General features: G+C 65.2%; 15 protein-coding genes. 7 read left to right on the forward strand and 8 right to left on the reverse strand.

Features of this window, described 5'->3' with window-relative positions:
* The first annotated feature begins 335 nt into the window (after nucleotides 1-335).
* Nucleotides 336-1,289 (forward strand): LysR family transcriptional regulator, encoded by a 954-nt coding sequence (locus tag QOI01_RS33075; RefSeq protein ID WP_526387954.1) that lies wholly within the window; start codon nucleotides 336-338, stop codon nucleotides 1,287-1,289.
* 145 nt (nucleotides 1,290-1,434) lie between these two features.
* Here QOI01_RS33075 and QOI01_RS33080 read toward each other — a convergent pair whose 3' ends face one another.
* Nucleotides 1,435-2,883, reverse strand: coding sequence for an amino acid permease (locus QOI01_RS33080; protein WP_526387956.1), 1,449 nt, complete (start codon nucleotides 2,881-2,883; stop codon nucleotides 1,435-1,437).
* A 99-nt stretch (nucleotides 2,884-2,982) separates the two neighbouring features.
* On the opposite strand from QOI01_RS33080, the gene QOI01_RS33085 reads away from it, so the two are divergent.
* Nucleotides 2,983-4,194, forward strand: coding sequence for an ROK family transcriptional regulator (locus tag QOI01_RS33085; protein ID WP_526387958.1), 1,212 nt, complete (start codon nucleotides 2,983-2,985; stop codon nucleotides 4,192-4,194).
* 156 nt (nucleotides 4,195-4,350) lie between these two features.
* On the opposite strand, the gene QOI01_RS33090 is transcribed toward QOI01_RS33085, so the two are convergent.
* Nucleotides 4,351-4,974, reverse strand: a complete 624-nt coding sequence (locus tag QOI01_RS33090) for a TetR/AcrR family transcriptional regulator (RefSeq protein ID WP_526387960.1) — start codon at nucleotides 4,972-4,974, stop codon at nucleotides 4,351-4,353.
* Between the two features lie 187 nt (nucleotides 4,975-5,161).
* Here QOI01_RS33090 and QOI01_RS33095 point away from each other — a divergent pair, with 187 nt between their 5' ends.
* Together QOI01_RS33095 and QOI01_RS33100 are read left to right on the forward strand one after the other, a co-directional pair.
* A complete protein-coding gene (locus QOI01_RS33095; RefSeq protein WP_526387962.1) occupies nucleotides 5,162-6,100 on the forward strand; it encodes a class I SAM-dependent methyltransferase in 939 nt (312 codons plus the stop codon).
* A gap of 126 nt (nucleotides 6,101-6,226) precedes the next feature.
* Nucleotides 6,227-6,403 carry a three-helix bundle dimerization domain-containing protein gene (locus tag QOI01_RS33100; protein ID WP_526387964.1) on the forward strand — a complete coding sequence of 59 codons (177 nt, stop codon included), beginning with the start codon at nucleotides 6,227-6,229 and terminating at the stop codon, nucleotides 6,401-6,403.
* Nucleotides 6,404-6,673: 270 nt separating this feature from the next.
* Here QOI01_RS33100 and QOI01_RS33105 read toward each other — a convergent pair whose 3' ends face one another.
* Together QOI01_RS33105 and lysA are read right to left on the reverse strand one after the other, a co-directional pair.
* Nucleotides 6,674-6,976 carry a hypothetical protein gene (locus QOI01_RS33105; RefSeq protein ID WP_526387966.1) on the reverse strand — a complete coding sequence of 101 codons (303 nt, stop codon included), beginning with the start codon at nucleotides 6,974-6,976 and terminating at the stop codon, nucleotides 6,674-6,676.
* 270 nt (nucleotides 6,977-7,246) lie between these two features.
* Complete coding sequence (gene lysA, locus QOI01_RS33110) at nucleotides 7,247-8,659, reverse strand: diaminopimelate decarboxylase (RefSeq protein WP_526387968.1); 1,413 nt, start codon at nucleotides 8,657-8,659, stop codon at nucleotides 7,247-7,249.
* A gap of 378 nt (nucleotides 8,660-9,037) precedes the next feature.
* Between lysA and QOI01_RS33115 the strand changes: the two genes are divergently transcribed.
* Entirely contained in the window at nucleotides 9,038-9,844 is an 807-nt protein-coding gene (locus QOI01_RS33115) for a type III PLP-dependent enzyme domain-containing protein (RefSeq protein ID WP_526387969.1), read from the forward strand.
* 222 nt (nucleotides 9,845-10,066) lie between these two features.
* Here the strand turns inward: QOI01_RS33115 and kdpA are convergent, their stop codons facing one another.
* Together kdpA and QOI01_RS33125 are read right to left on the reverse strand one after the other, a co-directional pair.
* Complete coding sequence (gene kdpA / locus QOI01_RS33120; protein ID WP_526387971.1) at nucleotides 10,067-11,737, reverse strand: potassium-transporting ATPase subunit KdpA; 1,671 nt, start codon at nucleotides 11,735-11,737, stop codon at nucleotides 10,067-10,069.
* Between the two features lie 296 nt (nucleotides 11,738-12,033).
* Complete coding sequence (locus QOI01_RS33125) at nucleotides 12,034-12,246, reverse strand: hypothetical protein (RefSeq protein ID WP_526387973.1); 213 nt, start codon at nucleotides 12,244-12,246, stop codon at nucleotides 12,034-12,036.
* Between the two features lie 145 nt (nucleotides 12,247-12,391).
* Here QOI01_RS33125 and QOI01_RS33130 point away from each other — a divergent pair, with 145 nt between their 5' ends.
* Both QOI01_RS33130 and QOI01_RS33135 read left to right on the forward strand, forming a co-directional pair.
* Nucleotides 12,392-12,589, forward strand: a complete 198-nt coding sequence (locus QOI01_RS33130) for a hypothetical protein (RefSeq protein ID WP_526387975.1) — start codon at nucleotides 12,392-12,394, stop codon at nucleotides 12,587-12,589.
* Between the two features lie 719 nt (nucleotides 12,590-13,308).
* Entirely contained in the window at nucleotides 13,309-13,767 is a 459-nt protein-coding gene (locus QOI01_RS33135) for a hypothetical protein (RefSeq protein WP_526387976.1), read from the forward strand.
* 184 nt (nucleotides 13,768-13,951) lie between these two features.
* Here QOI01_RS33135 and QOI01_RS33140 read toward each other — a convergent pair whose 3' ends face one another.
* On the reverse strand, nucleotides 13,952-14,629 hold the full coding sequence (locus QOI01_RS33140; RefSeq protein WP_526387980.1) for a response regulator transcription factor: 678 nt from the start codon (nucleotides 14,627-14,629) through the stop codon (nucleotides 13,952-13,954).
* Nucleotides 14,630-14,655: 26 nt separating this feature from the next.
* Nucleotides 14,656-17,029 (reverse strand): DUF4118 domain-containing protein (locus QOI01_RS33145; RefSeq protein ID WP_526387978.1); only part of this gene is annotated, 2,374 nt, incomplete at its 5' end.

The raw sequence follows: 17,029 nt of genomic DNA on the forward strand, positions 1-17,029 counted from the left end.
ACGAGTAGACGCTGCCAATCGCCAGATGAATCGAGAGCGCGGCAGGTGGCACCAGCCACCGACTCCATCCAGGTGACGCGACGATTCGGTCAGGACGTAGTGCGGCAGCGATCGACAAGGTTGTCACTTCCTCAGCCGTTGAGCGGCATTGCTCATGGACCCACGCCCCACCAAGGGGGGCGGAGTGACACCCACATCTGATCAGGCTGCGGCGGTGCCGGTTGTCGACGCGTTTGACCGTAACGCTGCCGAACGATGGGTGACAAGGGATTCTTCTTTGGTATCTGACATGCTTCGATAGTCCAAATCTATCGATCTGATTCGCGGCGGTGGTCATGCACGGTGAAGTGCTTCTCCAGCAACTCGAGTACCTGGTTGCGTTGGCGCGTGAGAGGCATTTCGGCCGCGCCGCCATCTCGTGCAACGTCAGTCAGCCGACGCTGTCGGTCGCGATCCGGCGGCTCGAGAGCGAGTTGGGCGTCGTCATCGTCCTGCGCGGTCATCGGTTCGAAGGTTTCACCGACGAGGGCAGCAGAGTCGTGACGTGGGCGCACCGCATTGTGGCCGAGCGTGATGAACTGTTCGCCGACGTGGAACGGATGCGAGGGCGACTCAGCGCAATGGCCCGGGTCGGTGCGATCCCGACGTCTGTGCCCGCCAGCCCGCTCCTGACCGCTCGGTTCCTGCGCAGCAATCCCGTGGCGACCATTCGGGTCGAAGCCCTCTCGTCGCGGGAGATCGCGGTGCGCCTCGCGGAGTTCGAGATCGACGCCGGATTGACCTACCTGGACGATGAGACACCGCCCGGCACTCGAAGATTCGAGCTGTATCGGGAGCGTTATGTCCTGCTGGCACCGGCTGCACACCCGGTCATGGCCCAGGAGGAGATCCGGTGGTCGCAGGCCGCCAAGCTCCGGTTGTGTGCACTGACACCGGCCATGCGGAACCGTCGGATCATCGACGGAAACATGGCCGCCGATGGCGCAAGGTTTCATCCCGTCGTTGAGGCCGACACCGTGGGGGCGCTGTTCGCCCATCTGGCCGGGCTGGAACTGGCGACGGTGGCTTCGCACACCTGGCTGCACGCGTTCGGTGTGCCGCGCGGGCTGGCGGCTCGACCCATGGTGCGAAACGGTGACGGCCCCGCGGTCGGTCTGATCGTTCTCGACCGTGAACCGAACTCCATCGTGGCCGAGGCGCTCGTATCGGCGGCCACCGAGGTGGACTTCGCCGGTGTCCTGCAGTCCGCACTCGATAGCTGGTTGGCTCGCCCCATCACGCTGGGTTGAAAGCCGTCCGTGCGACGTCCGTGCGGCGGCGTCATCGCTGGACACCTCGTCGGCGTGTTCCCGCACGAGAAGATCGCGGGCAAACAAGCATCCTTACTGACACTGGCAGGTCGTCAGCTGTCGGTGGCAACGGTGCCGACACCGGTCAGGCTGAGGTGACGCCGTTGCCGATCTGTTCGACGAAATCCTCCTTGATCTCCTTCGGCCCGAACGGCCACGTTCGCTCGGCCTTGGCGTAGGCGAGGAACGCGACGCAGCCGAGGGCAATCCAGCCCACGGACAGGCCGATCGAGAGCCAGGTCGCGGAGACGTAGACGTAGATCCAGCCGACCAGGGCGACGATGGTCGGCACCGGATACAGCCACTGGCGGTACGGGCGGGTGAGATTCGGCTGGCGACGGCGCAATACGACGATCGCTGCGACCTGGGCCAACGATTGGATCAGGACCAAGGTCGCGACCGCTGCGTTGATGATGGTGGTCAACGTGAACAGCGAACCGATGATCGTGATCGCACCCATGGTGAGTACACCGGCAGTCGGCAGATTCAGTTTCGGATGCAGCTTGGCGAACACCGGCAGGAACACCTTGTCCCTGGCGGCTTCGAACGGAACGCGTGACCCGCCCAGTAGGCCGGCGAACACCGAGCCGATGGCTGCGACGACGATCAGAACGGTGATCACCCTGGCCGTGCCCGACCCCCACGCTTGCTCGAGCACCGTCGAGGCGACCGACGTGGCGTCCTTCAACTCGTCGAGTGGAATCGAGCCGAGGACGCCGACCTGCAGCAGAAAGTACAGGCTCATGATGCCGAGGATCGAGAACACGATGGAGCGCGGGATGGTGCGTGCCGGGTCGCGCACCTCGCCGCCGAGGTACGCCGAGGTGTTGTACCCGAGGTAGTCGTAGACGGCGATGATCAGTCCCGCGCCGAGGCCGGCCCAGAACGTACCCCCTCCGAGATCGAACGCGCCGGGAGTGAAGGCGAAGGCTTGCGCCCCGCTGAAGTGGCTGAATGCCGCGACGATCGTGCTGAGCACCGCCACCAGCATGATGACGAACAGCACCGTGGTGAGCTTGCCGATCTGGCCGATCTTGCGGAACAACGCCACCATGATCAAGAGCGTGATGCCGACTCCGATGAACTTGCCAAGCGCGGTGTTGCCCGCGTCGCCGGTTACCCCTGGGATCAGGTAGCCGAGATATTGGACGAGACCGATGATGCCGGTCGACATGATCAGCGGGATGAAGAGTACGGCGCTCCAAACGAATAGGAACGGCATGAGGCGCCCGGTGCGGTACTGAAACGCTTCGCGTAGATAGATGTACGTCCCGCCTGCGCCCGGCATGGCGGCACCGAGTTCGGCCCAGATGAGGCCGTCGGCAAGTGCGAGGATGGCGCCGACGACCCACCCGAACATTGCTTCCGGACCGCCGATGGTCGCCACCATGGCGGGAATGGTGACGAACGGACCGATGCCGCACATCTGGGTCATGTTGATTGCAGTGGCCTGAAGCGGGCCGATCCGGCGCTCGAGCGCGGGCTGTGGAGATACCGCGGCTCCGGTCGGTCCGGGACGGATGGATGGACCCATGATGCACCTCCGCTATTCGTTAGGAAAGTTTCTTAACATACTATTGCCGCGTGTGGAAGAGTGCACTTCGTACCTTCCCCCGATTAGAACGGAGGGGTGGTGCTCGACCCGACTGCGCCACGAGCGGGAACACCGGCAAGCATGCGCGCGCTCAATCAGCGGCTGGTGCTCAACCGCCTCCGGTACCACGGCGAGGCGACGCGTCCTCAGATCGCCGAAGACACCGGACTATCCAAACCGACTGTCGGACAGGCGCTCTTGGACCTGGAGCAACATGGTCTGGCGCGTGCGATTGGCCGCAGTGCACCCCGCCCCGGCAGGGCTGCGGTCATCTACCAGACCGATCCGGATGCGGGCCACATCGTCGGCGTCGACATCGGTCGTCGCGTGCTTCACGTCGCGGTGGCGAATCTGGAGGGCACCGTCGTGGCACGCCTGGAGGAGCCGAACCGCAGCCGCTCGGGCGCCATGTTGCTGCGCACCATCGAGGAAACCATTCAACGCGCCGTCGCGCGAGCTCGGCTGAGCCTCGACGACATCGTGGTGACCGCCCTCGGAACACCGGGCATCCCGGACGCGGCCACGGGCACCGTATACCGGGCGCCGAATCTGCCCGGTTGGGAACGACGCGGCTTGCTGCACGAGCTGGTGTCGACGCTGGCAGCACATGGGTCGGAAGTGATCGTCGAAAACGACGCCAATCTGTGCGCGCTCGGCGAGTACGCCCGCGGCGCAGCACAGGACGTCGACGTGATTGCGTGCCTGACGGTCGGTACCGGCATCGGAATGGGCATCCTGGTCAACGGCAAGCTCTTTCGCGGCGCACACGGCGCGGCCGGGGAAATCGCGGACCTGCCCTACGGACGAGTCCCTGCGGGAGTGACGACGCACCGCCCTGGTCCGGTCGAAGTGGTGGCGGCCGGGCACGCGGTCGTGTCGGCGGCGCGCGATGCAGGACTGCACGTACCGACGGCAAAGGCCGTCTTCGATTCGGCCCGTGAGGGCGACGAACGCGCCTTGGCCGTCGTCGCGAACGAGGCGTCCAAGCTCGCGCATGTCGTCTCGGTAGTGACCAGCGTGCTCGACCCCGGCTTGATCGTGCTCGCCGGAGGAATCGGTCGCAACGCGGACCTGCTCGCCGGGCGCATGCACCGCGAGCTCGCCGCAACGATTCCCCTGGTTCCCGACATCGTCGGGGGACATCTGGGGGACGACGCCGTCCTCGTCGGCGCCATCGTCACGGCGATGGACACGGCGTGGGATCTGGTCTTCGACCGTCGCGTCTTGGGCCGTGCTGCGAGCCAGGCATAGCCCGCGGCACCAATCGCGTTGTCTTGGAGAGCTCGTGGAATGGCCGACGTGTGCTTGCCTCCAGTCGCACAGATCGGCGCGTTCAGCGGCGGTTGTGCGACCGGAAACCTCAGCGAGAGTGGCGGACCCGTTCGCAGTCGTCGAACTCAACGCCGGCTAGGACGGCGTGTGCGTCGAACCTCCTGTGCCAGAGGGCATTGTCGTGCGAGCCGATTGCCGTGAATGTCTTGACGGCGTCAGCGCTTGCGTGGCAATCGTCAACGCGGCGGCGCGGCGCTGAGTCTCGGTGCCGATGTCCTGCGAGTCTGGCGTGGTTCCGATGTGCAGGCTCGACAGTGCCACCCGCGCACGGAGCCGGCCTTCGACGGGTTCACCAGGTGGGCTGAGGAGATCGAACAGCTCGAGGTAGCGGTCCCGAATCCTGATCCCGAGATCCAGATCGCGGATCGGTGAGCGACCTTCCCTGAGAAATCGTGCCAGTTCGGCGGCGTGACCGGAGAGCATGTCGCCGTATCGGCGCAGCGCTTCGATGCGGGTTGCGGCGTTGTGGGGCTGCGTCTTCCCCCACCGCACCAGGTCGTCGAGTTGGGCGAGGAAGTCCTCGATCAAGCTGGCGAGGATCTCGTCCTTGGTGCGGAAGTGGTAGTAGACGGCAGCTTTGGTGATCCCTAGTCGATCGGCGATCTCGCGCAGTGACGTGCTGTCGTAGCCGCGCTGGGCAAACAGTTCCAAGGCGACCGATTGGAGCTGTGCACGGGTATCGGTTCGACGTTGATCCATGTCCGGTGTCCTCCCAGTCGATCGACAGCTTACTTGACGACCGGTTAGTTAATGCATAGCGTCATGATTGACCCACCGCCGTGCAGCGTCATGCCGGTGCCTGCCAGTCCGAAGCCGGATCGCCCAGCGAAGCTTCGGAATCGAGCAGGCAGAAGGTCTCTACCCGACGCAGCGAAGGGAACTCGACATGGCCAGGACCGACGACGACACGTGGGACATCAACGAGAGCGTCGGCGCCACCGCGCTCGGCGTTGCCGGGGGACGGGCGGCGGAGACCAACAGCGCCGATCCCCTCATCAATGACCCCTTCGCGCGGTTGTTCCTCGAGGCAGCCGGCGACGGGATCTGGAAGATCTACCTCGACGATGAACTTCCGGCGGAGCTGGCCGCGGTCGACCCCCGCTTTCAGGAGCGGATGCAGGCGATGATGAGCTACGTGGGTTCGCGGACGAAGTTCTTCGACGAATTCTTCCTCGCCGCGGCTACCGCCGGCGTCCGCCAGGCCGTGATACTGGCGGCGGGTCTGGATGCCCGCGCGTGGCGGTTGCCCTGGCCGCACGGCAGTGTGGTCTACGAGATCGATCAACCCAAGGTCCTGGCGTTCAAGCTCGAGACGCTGGAGTCCCACGACGTCGCCCCCATCGCCGCTCATGTCAGTGTCGGTATCGACCTGCGCCTGGACTGGCCGAAGGCGTTGGTAGACGCGGGGTTTGATCCCACCCTCCCGACGGCATGGTCAGCCGAGGGGTTGTTGCCGTATTTGACCGCTGAGGCTCAGGACCTGCTGTTCGACCGGATCCAGTCGCTGAGCGCGCAGGGAAGCCGGGTCGCGGTGGAGGCCTTTACCAACGACTTCTTCAGCGCCGAGAGTTTTACCCGCCGTGAAGGACAGATGGAGCAGTACCGCGCGATCGCTGAAAAGTTGGGCGGCAAGGACATCATCGAGTCGGGCAACCTGCTCTATGAAGAGAAGCGGACCGAAGTCACGGATTGGCTGGCGGCGCACGGCTGGAACGTCACCGCGATCAGCGCCGAAGACCTGTTGGCGAGCAACAACCGCGCCGTGCAAACGGACCTCGACGAGGCCGTGCCCGACAGCGTGTTCGTGGAAGGCCAGCTCTTTTAGCGCCCATCGGCCAAGTCCGCCGGGCGCCACTGTCAGGGACGGACGACCTGGCGGCGTCGTCGCAACCGACGTCGACCAGAGCGTCGAGGAACGGTCGCCAGAACTCGGCTCTGTGGCAGAAGGTCCATGCGCGCTCGGCTGGAGGAGCGGCTGACCGGCATCTACGCGGGACTTCCAGCGGATCGGGTCTCGGCCGCCGTGCAAGATGCGCGTGCCCGATTCGACCAGAGTCCGATCCGGGATTTCGTTCCGCTGTTGGTGGAGCGGCGTGTTCGCGCGCAGCTGGCCGCCGCTTCGAACTAACTCGGCTACTAGCCGTTCCGGCGTCCGCGGCTGGCCTCTCGTCGCGGGCTTGCTCGCGTTTCCTAGCCAACTTCGCTTGGGCCTTTGGTGCCAGACGCCAAACGCCCTTGGTGGAGACGCCGGTCTTGCATTGGCCGTCCAACTGTCGGACGGCACTGTGGGCGATGCGTTGGCACGGATTGACTAGGTCGTCAGGCGTTGCGGCCGGTCTGGCTGGCCCGCCACGGGAGAGTCGGTGACGGGACCAGTTGTGCCGACGCGAGGGTGCATTCAGAACGGCAGATCCACCTCGCCGTTGGTGGTGATGCCTTCGTCGTGGTTGCGATTGACGAAGCCCGGCGTGACGGGAGCCTGCGGTTCGGTGCCGTAGGGCACCAGCGGATCGGTGCCGGTGAGGGCGTCGCCGAACGGTGCTCCGGTTTCGCCCGAGATGGGGGAGGTCGGGTCAACGGCGGTCGAGGTGGGGCCGTCGGCGAGTATCGCGGCCGGGATGGCAATGGGTGTGGCAGCAATGAGTCCGCCGAGTAGGCCTGCGGTGAGCAATGGTGCCGCGAGAGCAATCCTGGTTATCATGATGTTCGCCTGTCTTCAGTCCGTGGTCCTGTCGTCGACCATTTAGTTTTAGATCGTGTCCCTCGGGCGGACCGAAGTCGCCATGGACAGCACCCACATCGGTTTCCTGCTAGCAGGTACCCGCGGACACACGGGACCATTTGGTGGCAGGTTGACGAACGGGTCGGGCAGCATGAGAAGACACCCAATGACGACGGTCCGTACCCGATGAGTGATGCTGCCGGTTGATTGACGCCACCGTTGCGCTTCGACCGGGCCCGTTCGCTGCTTCTACTCACCGTGCAGCAGGGCTGCGCACCCACTCGTGCTGCCTGGTTGCGGGGACCGGGGACGTACCTGCGATGCGCCTCGGTCGCGGGCCAGCAGGTCGGCGACGGTCTCTCGTCGCACCAGCTCGCGTACGTCCCCGTGGTGAACGGCGACGATCGGCGGTCGGCATGTGGTGTTGTAGGTCGAGGCCATGCTGTGGTTGTAGGCCCCGGTGCAGGCGAAGGCCAACACGTCACCGGGATGCAGGTCCTCCGGTAGCAGCACGTCGCGCGCCAGTTCGTCGCCTGCTTCGCAGTGGCGTCCCACGATGGTCACGGGTTTGACCGGGCCGGGAGCGTGCCGATTCACCAGCGCGACACTGTACTTCGCGCCGTACAGGGCGACCCGCGGATTGTCGCTCATGCCGCCGTCGACCGCGACGAAGGTTCGGCCCCCAGGCCTGGTCTTCAGCGTCTGGACGCGATACACCGTGACACCGGCGCGTGCGCTGATGGCCCGACCCGGTTCGACCACGATGGCGGGACGTGGGAAGCGCTCGACCGCGCAGGATTCGTCCAGCGCCTCGGTGATCGTCGCCGACAGGGCGCGAAGATCGAGCTCGGGGTCACCGGCCAGATACGGCACGCCGTGTCCTCCGCCGATGTTCAACTCGCCCAAGGTCACACCGTGGTGGGCTTGGATGTCGGCCATCGCGGGCACGAGCCGGCGAATCGCTTCACCGTAGAGCGTCGCGTCGGTGATCTGCGAGCCGAGGTGGCAGTGCAGGCCGACCAACGTCAGCAGTCGGTGCTTCGATATCCGATCGACGGCGTCACTGAATTGTCGGTCGTCCAAGGTGAAGCCGAACTTCTGGTCGGCGACACCGGTGTTCACGGCGCGGTGGCCGTGGATGTCGATGTCGGGTGTCACCCGCAGCAGCACCCGTTGTGGCCGGCGCACCAGGCAGGCGAGATGGGCGAGTTCGGTCAGGGAGTCAACGACCATCCGTCCCACTGCGGCGGCCGTCGCGTCCCGCAGCTCGTCCACCGTTTTCACGTTGCCGTGCATCAGGATCAGAGAAGGATCCACCCCGGCGGCCAACGCGACCGCCAACTCGCCGGGCGAACACACGTCTAGGCCCAAGCCTTCCTCGGCCACCCACTGGGCCACCGTCGTCGTCAGAAGGGACTTTCCCGCGTACACCACGCCAACCCCGGGAAGTGCCGACCGGTAGTGCCGGATTCGGTAACGGAAGTCGGCTTCGTCGATGACGTAGGACGGAGTGCCGAATTCGTCGGCGATGTCGGTCAGCGGGACTCCGCCGACGCAGAGCCGTCCGGCGGAGTCCACGGCACTCGTCGACGGCCAGACGGCCCGATCGATTCGGTCGGGGCTGACGTGGCGCAACGAGGGCAGGTGACCTAGCAGTGTCATCGGTCAAGATTGCACGCCGCGGTCGACGATCCGTGCAGCCTTGACGGTCCTCTTACGGCAAAGGTGCGATTCTTGACGAGAAGCGCCCATGGTCAGTGGTTTCGGCGGCTGCCAAGACTGTCGCCCAGATTGCGCTCGGACGCGACTCCCGGCAGGACGCGAACTCAGCCGATCCGATGGTGTTCCACACTGCAGCGCACCTGCTCGCCGACCGGGCGGCCCGGCACTGTGAACACCGGCGGCGGCACCACGTCAACACAACGTCAAAGTTTCTTCGTCAGCCGTAAATAGATCGTCAGGGGTTGGTTTTCACAGTTCGGACCGGCGTAGTAGTTGAGTATCGCCGCTCGATTTGCGGCCAAGCCAGGAGCGTGTCCGGTGACTATCTTCGACGTCCTTCGTCCCATCCGCGACGACACCATCTCATCGGATGACTCCGCGCTTGGAGACGCTTACCGTGGGCGCATTGCCGACCAGTTGAGCATTCCCGGCTCGACATCATCGTCTGGCGTGGCTGCCCGGGACGTCCTTCGTCATTACCGGGATTACCGCAAGGCGTTTTCGTGGGCCGGGATCACCTGCGCCGCCGAGGCCCTTCGGCAGCCCGAGGTCGCTACGGCGGTGATGAACCGGGGCCAGTCAGTCGACGTGCGCTCCTGCGAGGAGCTCACCTTCGTGTTGTCGGCGGGTGTCCCGGCGCCGCGGATCGTCATGCACGACGACGGGATTACCGCGGCGCCGATTCGGTGTGCCGTAACCGCCGGTGTCGGCCGACTGGTCCTGGGCTGCTGTCAACAACAGGTTGCGGTTCTGGCGGACTGTGCCGGTCGACCCCAACGGGTGCTGGTCGATGTCACCACTGACTGCGCCAGCGACACGATCGCCGCGGTGCTCGGCCGCCCTCGCCTCAACCTCATCGGGCTGCATGCCCGGTTGACACCTGAAGCACCCCTGACTGCGTACGCCGATACGGTCGCTCAGATGATCGCGCAGATGGCCCATATCCGCCGCGAACAGGACATCATTCTGACTCGGGTCAGTCTGGCCGGCGGTGACGTCCTGTCCGACAGGACCGCCGCGACGGGTGTTCTGCGCGGATTGGCCGCAGAGCTCGAGGACGCGTTCGACGATGCGTGCGCCCGGTTCCGCTTTCCGCGGCCTGCGTTGGTCCTTGCGCCGTTGTAGACCACCCGTGCCGGCCGTCGTGTGCCTGGATCGGGGACTCCCCGCATGCGGAACGGCCCCAATTGCAAGGGGGCGACTCGGTGGCGCCGGCCAGGTTCATCGCGGCGACTGACGCATCGCAGATGCCTGGCGCGAGAGCACCACTGCGCGCGGTGCCCATGATCGTGATGGTGGGACTTAGTCTGACTTTGCAGTCCGAGGCGTCCACTGCCCCGTTGGCGGTCAAGAGACGCCTTCGACGAGTGGACCCAGCGCGAGCGCGGGGAAGAATTCCAGCCCGACCACGATCAGAGTGGCGCCGACGACGAGACAGACGAACACCGGACTCCGGGTGGGTAGCGTTCCCGCGGTCACGACGCCAGGGCGTTGCGCTGCCAGGCTGGCGGCCAGCGTCAGCACGAAGATCATTGGCAGATAACGGCCGACGATCATCGCGAGCGCCAGGACGACGTTGAACCATGGGGTGTTTCCAGTGAAGCCGGCGAAGGCGCTGCCGTTACCGGCGACCGAACTGGTAAAGGCGTAGAGCAGCTCCGAAAGGCCGTGCGGTCCGGGGTTGCCCATCGACTTCACGCCCATCGGCAGTGCGATCGACATACCGATACCGACGAGCACCGCGATCGGCGAGGTGAGGACGGACAGGCTCACCAACTTCATCTCGCGCGCCCCGAGCCGCTTTGTCATGAATTCCGGAGTGCGTCCGATCATCAACCCGCCCAGGAATACCGCGAGCAACGCGACGATGAGCAGACCGTAGAGGCCGCTGCCGGCGCCACCGGGGCTGACCTCGCCAAGCATCATGTTGGCCATCAGGACCGCGCCGCCAAGGCTGACGTAGCTGTCATAGGACGAGTTCGCCGCGCCGTCCGCGGATGCAGTCGCGGCCTGCCCAAAGAGTGCGCTGCCGGGAATGCCGAACCGGGTTTCGGTGCCCTCGGTGGCCGATCCGACCGCGGCCGCAACGGTGCCGTGTCCGAACGACTCGCTGAGTCCGATGGCGGCGGCGCCGAGTGCGAAGAGAATCGCTACGACACCCAGGAGCGTCCAGCCTTGGCGCTTGTCACCGCTCATCACCCCGAACATGCGGATGAACGACACCGGAATCAGCAGCATCGCCACGATTTCCACGAGGTTCGATAGAGGTGTCGGATTCTCGAACGGGTGCGCGCTGTTGACGTTGAACGCGCCACCGCCGTCACCGGAGAGCAGTTTGATGGACTCCCACGACGCGACCGGACCACCCAGCAAGGTCTGCGGACCGCCGGCGACGCCGGTGACTTCGCGTGCGGCGTCGAGATTCTGGACCACGCCCAGGACAGCCAACAGAACGGCGGTGAGTAGGGCGAGCGGCAGCAGTATCCGCAGGCAACTGCGCACCAGGTCCACCCAGAAGTTCCCAAGCGCATCGGTCTGGCGGCGCACGATCCCGCGGACGAGTGCAACGGCGACACACATGCCGACCGCGGCGCTGGCGAAGGCCTGAACACCCAGCCCGGTGGACAGACCGAGGTGGCCCAGGGTGGCCTCGCCCGCATAGTTCTGCCAGCTGGTATTCGTGGTGAAGCTGACAGCGGTGTTGAATGCCAGCGCCGGGGTCATCCCAGGATGACCCCAGGGGGAGGGCAGATGTGCCTGCGCCAGCAGCCACCCATACAAAAACAGAATGCCGACCGCGGAGAAGGCCAGGACGGATCCCAGATAACGGGTCCACCGTTGCTCGGTCGACGAGTCCACACCGACCACCCGGTAGATGATCTTCTCCACCCGCCAGTCGGTACCGGCGGTGTAGACCCGGGCCAGGTAGTCACCGAGTGGAACGTGAAGGGCGCCAACGACACCGATGACGACGGCAAGCTGAATCCATGCCGAGGCTCCCCAGTGCTCCACGACCATCGGGCTCCTCCTCGGTGTGCGGCGGGCGGCGCCAGCCGACGGCACAGAGGAATTTTCGCGCCGAGCCCGCCCGTTCCGGGTGCCGTTGACGCAATCCGAACGGTACCGGTGCGTGTCCTTGCGGTTCCTTTACGTCTTCCGGGTCGTCGCCTACCAGGCGGACTTCGATCGGCTCGTCGCACGGGCTTTCGAGAAGATCCGTCGGGCCGCCGACGAGATGCCTGCGGTGATGATCCGCCAACTCGATGCGCTGACGAAGATCATGGATCAAACACCACGCCGCGCGCCAACGGGTCCTAGTCGACCAGGCCGACAGAATTCAGCGCCAATCTGCGCCCGTCGACGACGACCTTGCAGACCGAAATGCCGTCACCGATCAATACCATCGCGTTTTCCTTGCCCTGGAACGCAATCGGGCTGCCTTGAACTGAGACGTGTTCGGGATACCTCGACAGCAGCTCCGATTGGGTGACCAGACCTACGGTGCGTACTCCGCGCGGCGCTCGCACCTCATCACTCCACCAGCATCGAGAACGTAGCCCGAGCGTAAGACACTCGTAAAGAATCAGGGAGTACGCCTATTTATCGCGTTCCGACCGTAGCCGCGGACCTCCGCGAGTGTCAGTCTCGCCATACGGACGAGAGGTTGACCTGATGTCGAACATGTTCCAGTTCCTTGCCATCATGGCCATTCCAGTGGTCTTCTTCCTGACGTGCCGCTACCTCAATCTTCGGGGTGACCGGATCCCTGTCCCGCCCGATCCCGCACTCGACGCGACTGCTGTTGCCGATTCCGCGGGCCGAACCTGCCACGGTGGACCACACGGCGTGTCGCCGACGCGGCGCCCATAACCCGAGAGCTAACGTCTCACTTCGATGTGATGCTGCTCGATGTGATGCTGCTCGATGTGATGCTGCCGAGACGACGGCTGAGTCTGGACCACATTAGACCGGTCAGAGGCGGCCTTCTAACACTTTCGCGTGGGTAACGAGCTGCACGGATGCGGCCCTCCCGCTGTGAGATACGCGGGTGGCGATGTCTCCCCTTGCGCTCACGGGGGGCCGCTGTTCGACTCTGCCGTTGTCGCCGTCATCGCCCACAGGGTTATCACACGCGGCTTCGTGTACCGACACACCCGTCGCCGACAGGCCGTGCCGTTCTCAGTGGCAACGACGGCCCAGGAAGTATCGACGACAGGTCGACCATCGTCGCCGGGGGGTCCACAACTTCGTATCGCGGCGGATCAATATCGCGTAAGTATTCACACAGGTGGTGTCAGAAGTGCGTATGAATCGGTGAATGGAGCTTTCTCTGGCGTAAACCTGAAGGCATGACACTTGTTCTTGATACGCCGGATTGCACTCCACGACTTCACGACTCGATTCAGCTGATGCGAGGTGTCATCTCCAGCGCCGGATACGGTGTGCCTGCCGTAACACTGCACGACCGCGCGTTGGCGGCTTGGGTTCGAGCACAAGGGATCACGGTCACCGCACACGATGACGATGAATTGGACTTGGTGCAGTACAGCGGTATACGACCCACTCAGATCGTGTTTCGATGTGGACCGATGACTGACTCCATCCTCCGGGCAGTGAACCTTGGCGTCTTCCGTTTCGTCGTGTGCACAGAGCACCAGATCGCCCGTTTGAGCCAATGCGCCCAACGGACCAAATACCTCTACCTCGACGAGCACTCGCCGCTGGTGCTGGGGAATCGCCGGCTGAAGGTCATTGGACTACACAGCGACGTTGACGACTCCGGCGGCGTACTGGAATGGGCGTCGGTAGCGGAGCGCCTGCTATGCCGATCGGCGCTTCTGAAGACCTGCGGGTCACCGATACACCGGATCATGCTCAGCGGAGGATCAACTGAGATCTGGTTGAACGACCAAGCGCCGCAATTGACGTCGATCGTGTGCGCTGTCGACGAGGCATTGCGTGAGGGTTGTGAACGGTGGCAACTGCCTCGACCGGCCGTGACGTTGACCCCATCGACCGCTACGGGCAGGGTGATCACCGCGGCGTGAATACCGTTCCGCCGAAGCCGCATCACGTCTGCCGCCTGGTCTGAACACCCTGGCGAGAAGTTCTCTCCACGGTGGAGCGTGCTGCGCCGATTCGTACCCTGACTTGCGATGCCGTGCACGACGATGCGGGCCGGGTGTCCCTGCCGCCGAATAGCCGGACGTGCGTGTTGCCGCCTTGAGAGGGTCACAGCTGAAAGCGGTAACCCATGCCGGCTTCGGTGATCAGGTGCTTCGGGTGGGAGGGGTCGTCCTCGAGCTTGCGCCGCAGCTGCGCCAGATAGACTCGCAGATAGTGTGATTGGTTGGTGTGGGTCGGCCCCCACACCTCCTTGAGCAACTCCTCCTGCCCGACGAGCTTTCCGGGGTTGCGGACCAGGATCTCGAGCATGCCCCATTCGGTGGGTGTCAGATGCACGTTCGCGCCTTGCCGGGTCACCATCTTGGCAGCGAGGTCCACGCTGAAGGCGGCGGTGTGGATGACGGGTTGCGCGGTGTCGGACGCCGCTGCTGCGCCACGGCGGACGGCGGCGCGCAGCCGGGCCAGGAATTCATCCATGCTGAACGGCTTGGTCACGTAGTCGTCGGCGCCGGCATCGAGTGCCTGGACCTTCTCGCTGGGGTCGGTGCGGGCGGAGAGCACGACCACCGGTGCGGTCATCCAGCCGCGCAGCCCTGCGAGCACGTCAATGCCGGACATGTCGGGCAGTCCGAGATCGAGGACCACCACGTCGGGGCGGCGCTCGGCGGCCGCACGCAGTGCAGCGGCGCCACTCGAGGCGGTGATGACGTCATAACCGCGGACCGACAGATTGATCCGCAACGCGCGCAGGATCTGAGGTTCGTCGTCGATCACCAGCACCATCGTCTTGGCCGGGACCGCGGGTGGAGTCACTGCTCGTCCATCTTCGGCGACGCCAGGTCGATGACGACGGTCAGGCCGCCGCCGGGGGTGTCGGTGGCGTGCACCTTGCCGCCCATCGCCTCGACGAAGCCACGTGCCACCGAGAGCCCAAGACCTACTCCGGTGGTGTTGTCGTAATCGCCGAGACGTTGAAACGGCTCGAATACCTGCTCCTCTGTGCCGCGCGCGATCCCCGGGCCCTCGTCGGCGACGTTGAGCAGCACGCGTTCGCCGACCCGCGCCGCGTTGATGCGAATCACGCTGTCAGGCGCATAGCGCAGCGCGTTGTCGATCAGATTGCCCAGCACCCGCTCGAGCAGTCCGCTGTCGGCCATCACGACCGCGTCGTCCACTTCGACCTTGATCCGGGCCAGCCCAGACCGGGCAAAACCAGTGGCGCCCTTGCCGATACCGACGAGTGCGCGTTGCACGGCCTCTTCCAGGTAGACCCGGTTCAGCTGAGGCGAGACGACACCGGCGGCCAGCCGCGACGAATCCAGCAGGTTACCCACCAGTGCGGTGAGTTGATCGATCGATTCCTCGACGGTGGCCAGCAGTTCAGCAGTGTCCTCGGGGGAGAAGCCGACGTCGTCGGCACGCAGGCTCGACACCGCGGCCTTGGCGCCGGCCAAGGGTGTTCGCAGGTCGTGGCTGACTGCCGAGAGCAGGGAGCGACGCAGTTCGTCTGCCTGGGCGATCGCGTGCACCTTGCCTGCTTCTTCGGTGAGCTCGCGTTGCTTGATCAGGCCTGCGGCCTGTCTGGCGACGACGCCGAGCACTCTGCGGTCCCGCGCGGCGAGTTGCTTGCCGGACATCAACATCCAGAATTCGGCGTCGCCGACCTCGATGGCGGTGTCGGCGGAATCTACTGTGATGCAGGGACTTCGGCCGACGCAGGCCACGATCCCGGTCCCGGTTCGCAGGATGCTAACGGCTCGCTGCGAGTACGTTTCGCGTACCCGTTCCAGAAGCGCCTCCAGGTCGGCGCCACGGAGCACCGCGCCCGCGAACAGGGTCAGTAATTCGGCTTCCTGCGAGGCGCGTCGGGCCTCGCGGGTGCGATTGGCCGCGCGGTCCACCAGAACGGCCACGGCGATCGCCATCGCCAGGAGCACGACCTCGGTGACGGCGGCGTCCGGCTCGGCGATGGTGAAGCTGAAGCGAGGCGTGGTGAGGAAGTAGTTGAGCAGCAGCCCCGACAGCAACGCGGACAGGATCGCCGGGGTGACACCGCCCAGCAGGGCGACGACCAACACCCCGACGAAGAACAACGCGCTCTCGCCGCCGATGCTCAGGTAGGGATCCAGGAAGAAGTAGGTGATCGCGCAGATGATGGATGGCACGGCCAGCGCCGCGAGCCAGGACAGCAGGCGTCGTTCCCGCGGCGCGATCGACTTCAGTGAGATGCCGTGACCGGCTTCCTCGTGGGTCACCATGTGCACGTCGATCTTCCCGGAGTGCCGCACGGTGGCGGCGGCGATTCCCTCGTCGAAGATACGGGCCCAGCGGGATCGCCGCGAGATGCCCACTACCAGCTGGGTGGCGTTGATCTCGCGGGCGAAGTCGAGCAGCGCCGCGGAGACGTCGTCGCCGATCACCGCGTGCACGGTGGCCCCCAGGCTCGTCGCGAGTTCGCGCACCTTGCCCATTTGGGGGGCCGACACCCCGGCCAGACCGTCACCGCGGACGACGTGGACGACCATCAATTCAGCGCTGGAGCGCGACGCGATGCGCGAGGCGCGGCGTACCAACGTCTCCGACTCCGCGTCGCCGGTCACGGCGACGACGACGCGTTCACGCGCCTCCCAGGTCTCGGTGATCTTGTTCTCGGCACGGTACTTCGCCAGCGCTGCGTCCACCTGATCGGCAAGCCACAGCAGCGCGAGTTCTCGCAGTGCGGTGAGATTGCCCCGGCGGAAGTAGTTCGACAGCGCCGCGTCGACCTTCTCTGGCGCGTAGACGTTGCCGTGGGACATCCTGCGTCGCAACGCCTCCGGTGTGATGTCGACCAGTTCGATCTGATCGGCACTGCGGACGATGTCGTCCGGCACGGTTTCCTGCTGCTCGATCCCGGTGATCTGCGCGACGACGTCGTTCAGGCTTTCCAAGTGCTGCACGTTGACCGTGGTGATGACGGTGATGCCGGCATCGAGGAGCTCCTCGATGTCCTGCCAACGTTTGGTGTTCCTGCTGCCCGGGGTGTTGGTGTGGGCGAGCTCGTCCACCAGCACCACCTCGGGCCGCCGGGCCAGCACCGCGTCGACGTCCAGTTCGGGAAACCTGCTGCCGCGGTACTCGACGTAGTGCGGCGGGATCATCGTGATGCCCGCGACCATCGCCGCGGTCTTCTTTCGGCCGTGG

The sequence above is a fragment of the Mycobacterium sp. genome (assembly GCF_032162605.1).
Classification (GTDB): domain Bacteria; phylum Actinomycetota; class Actinomycetes; order Mycobacteriales; family Mycobacteriaceae; genus Mycobacterium.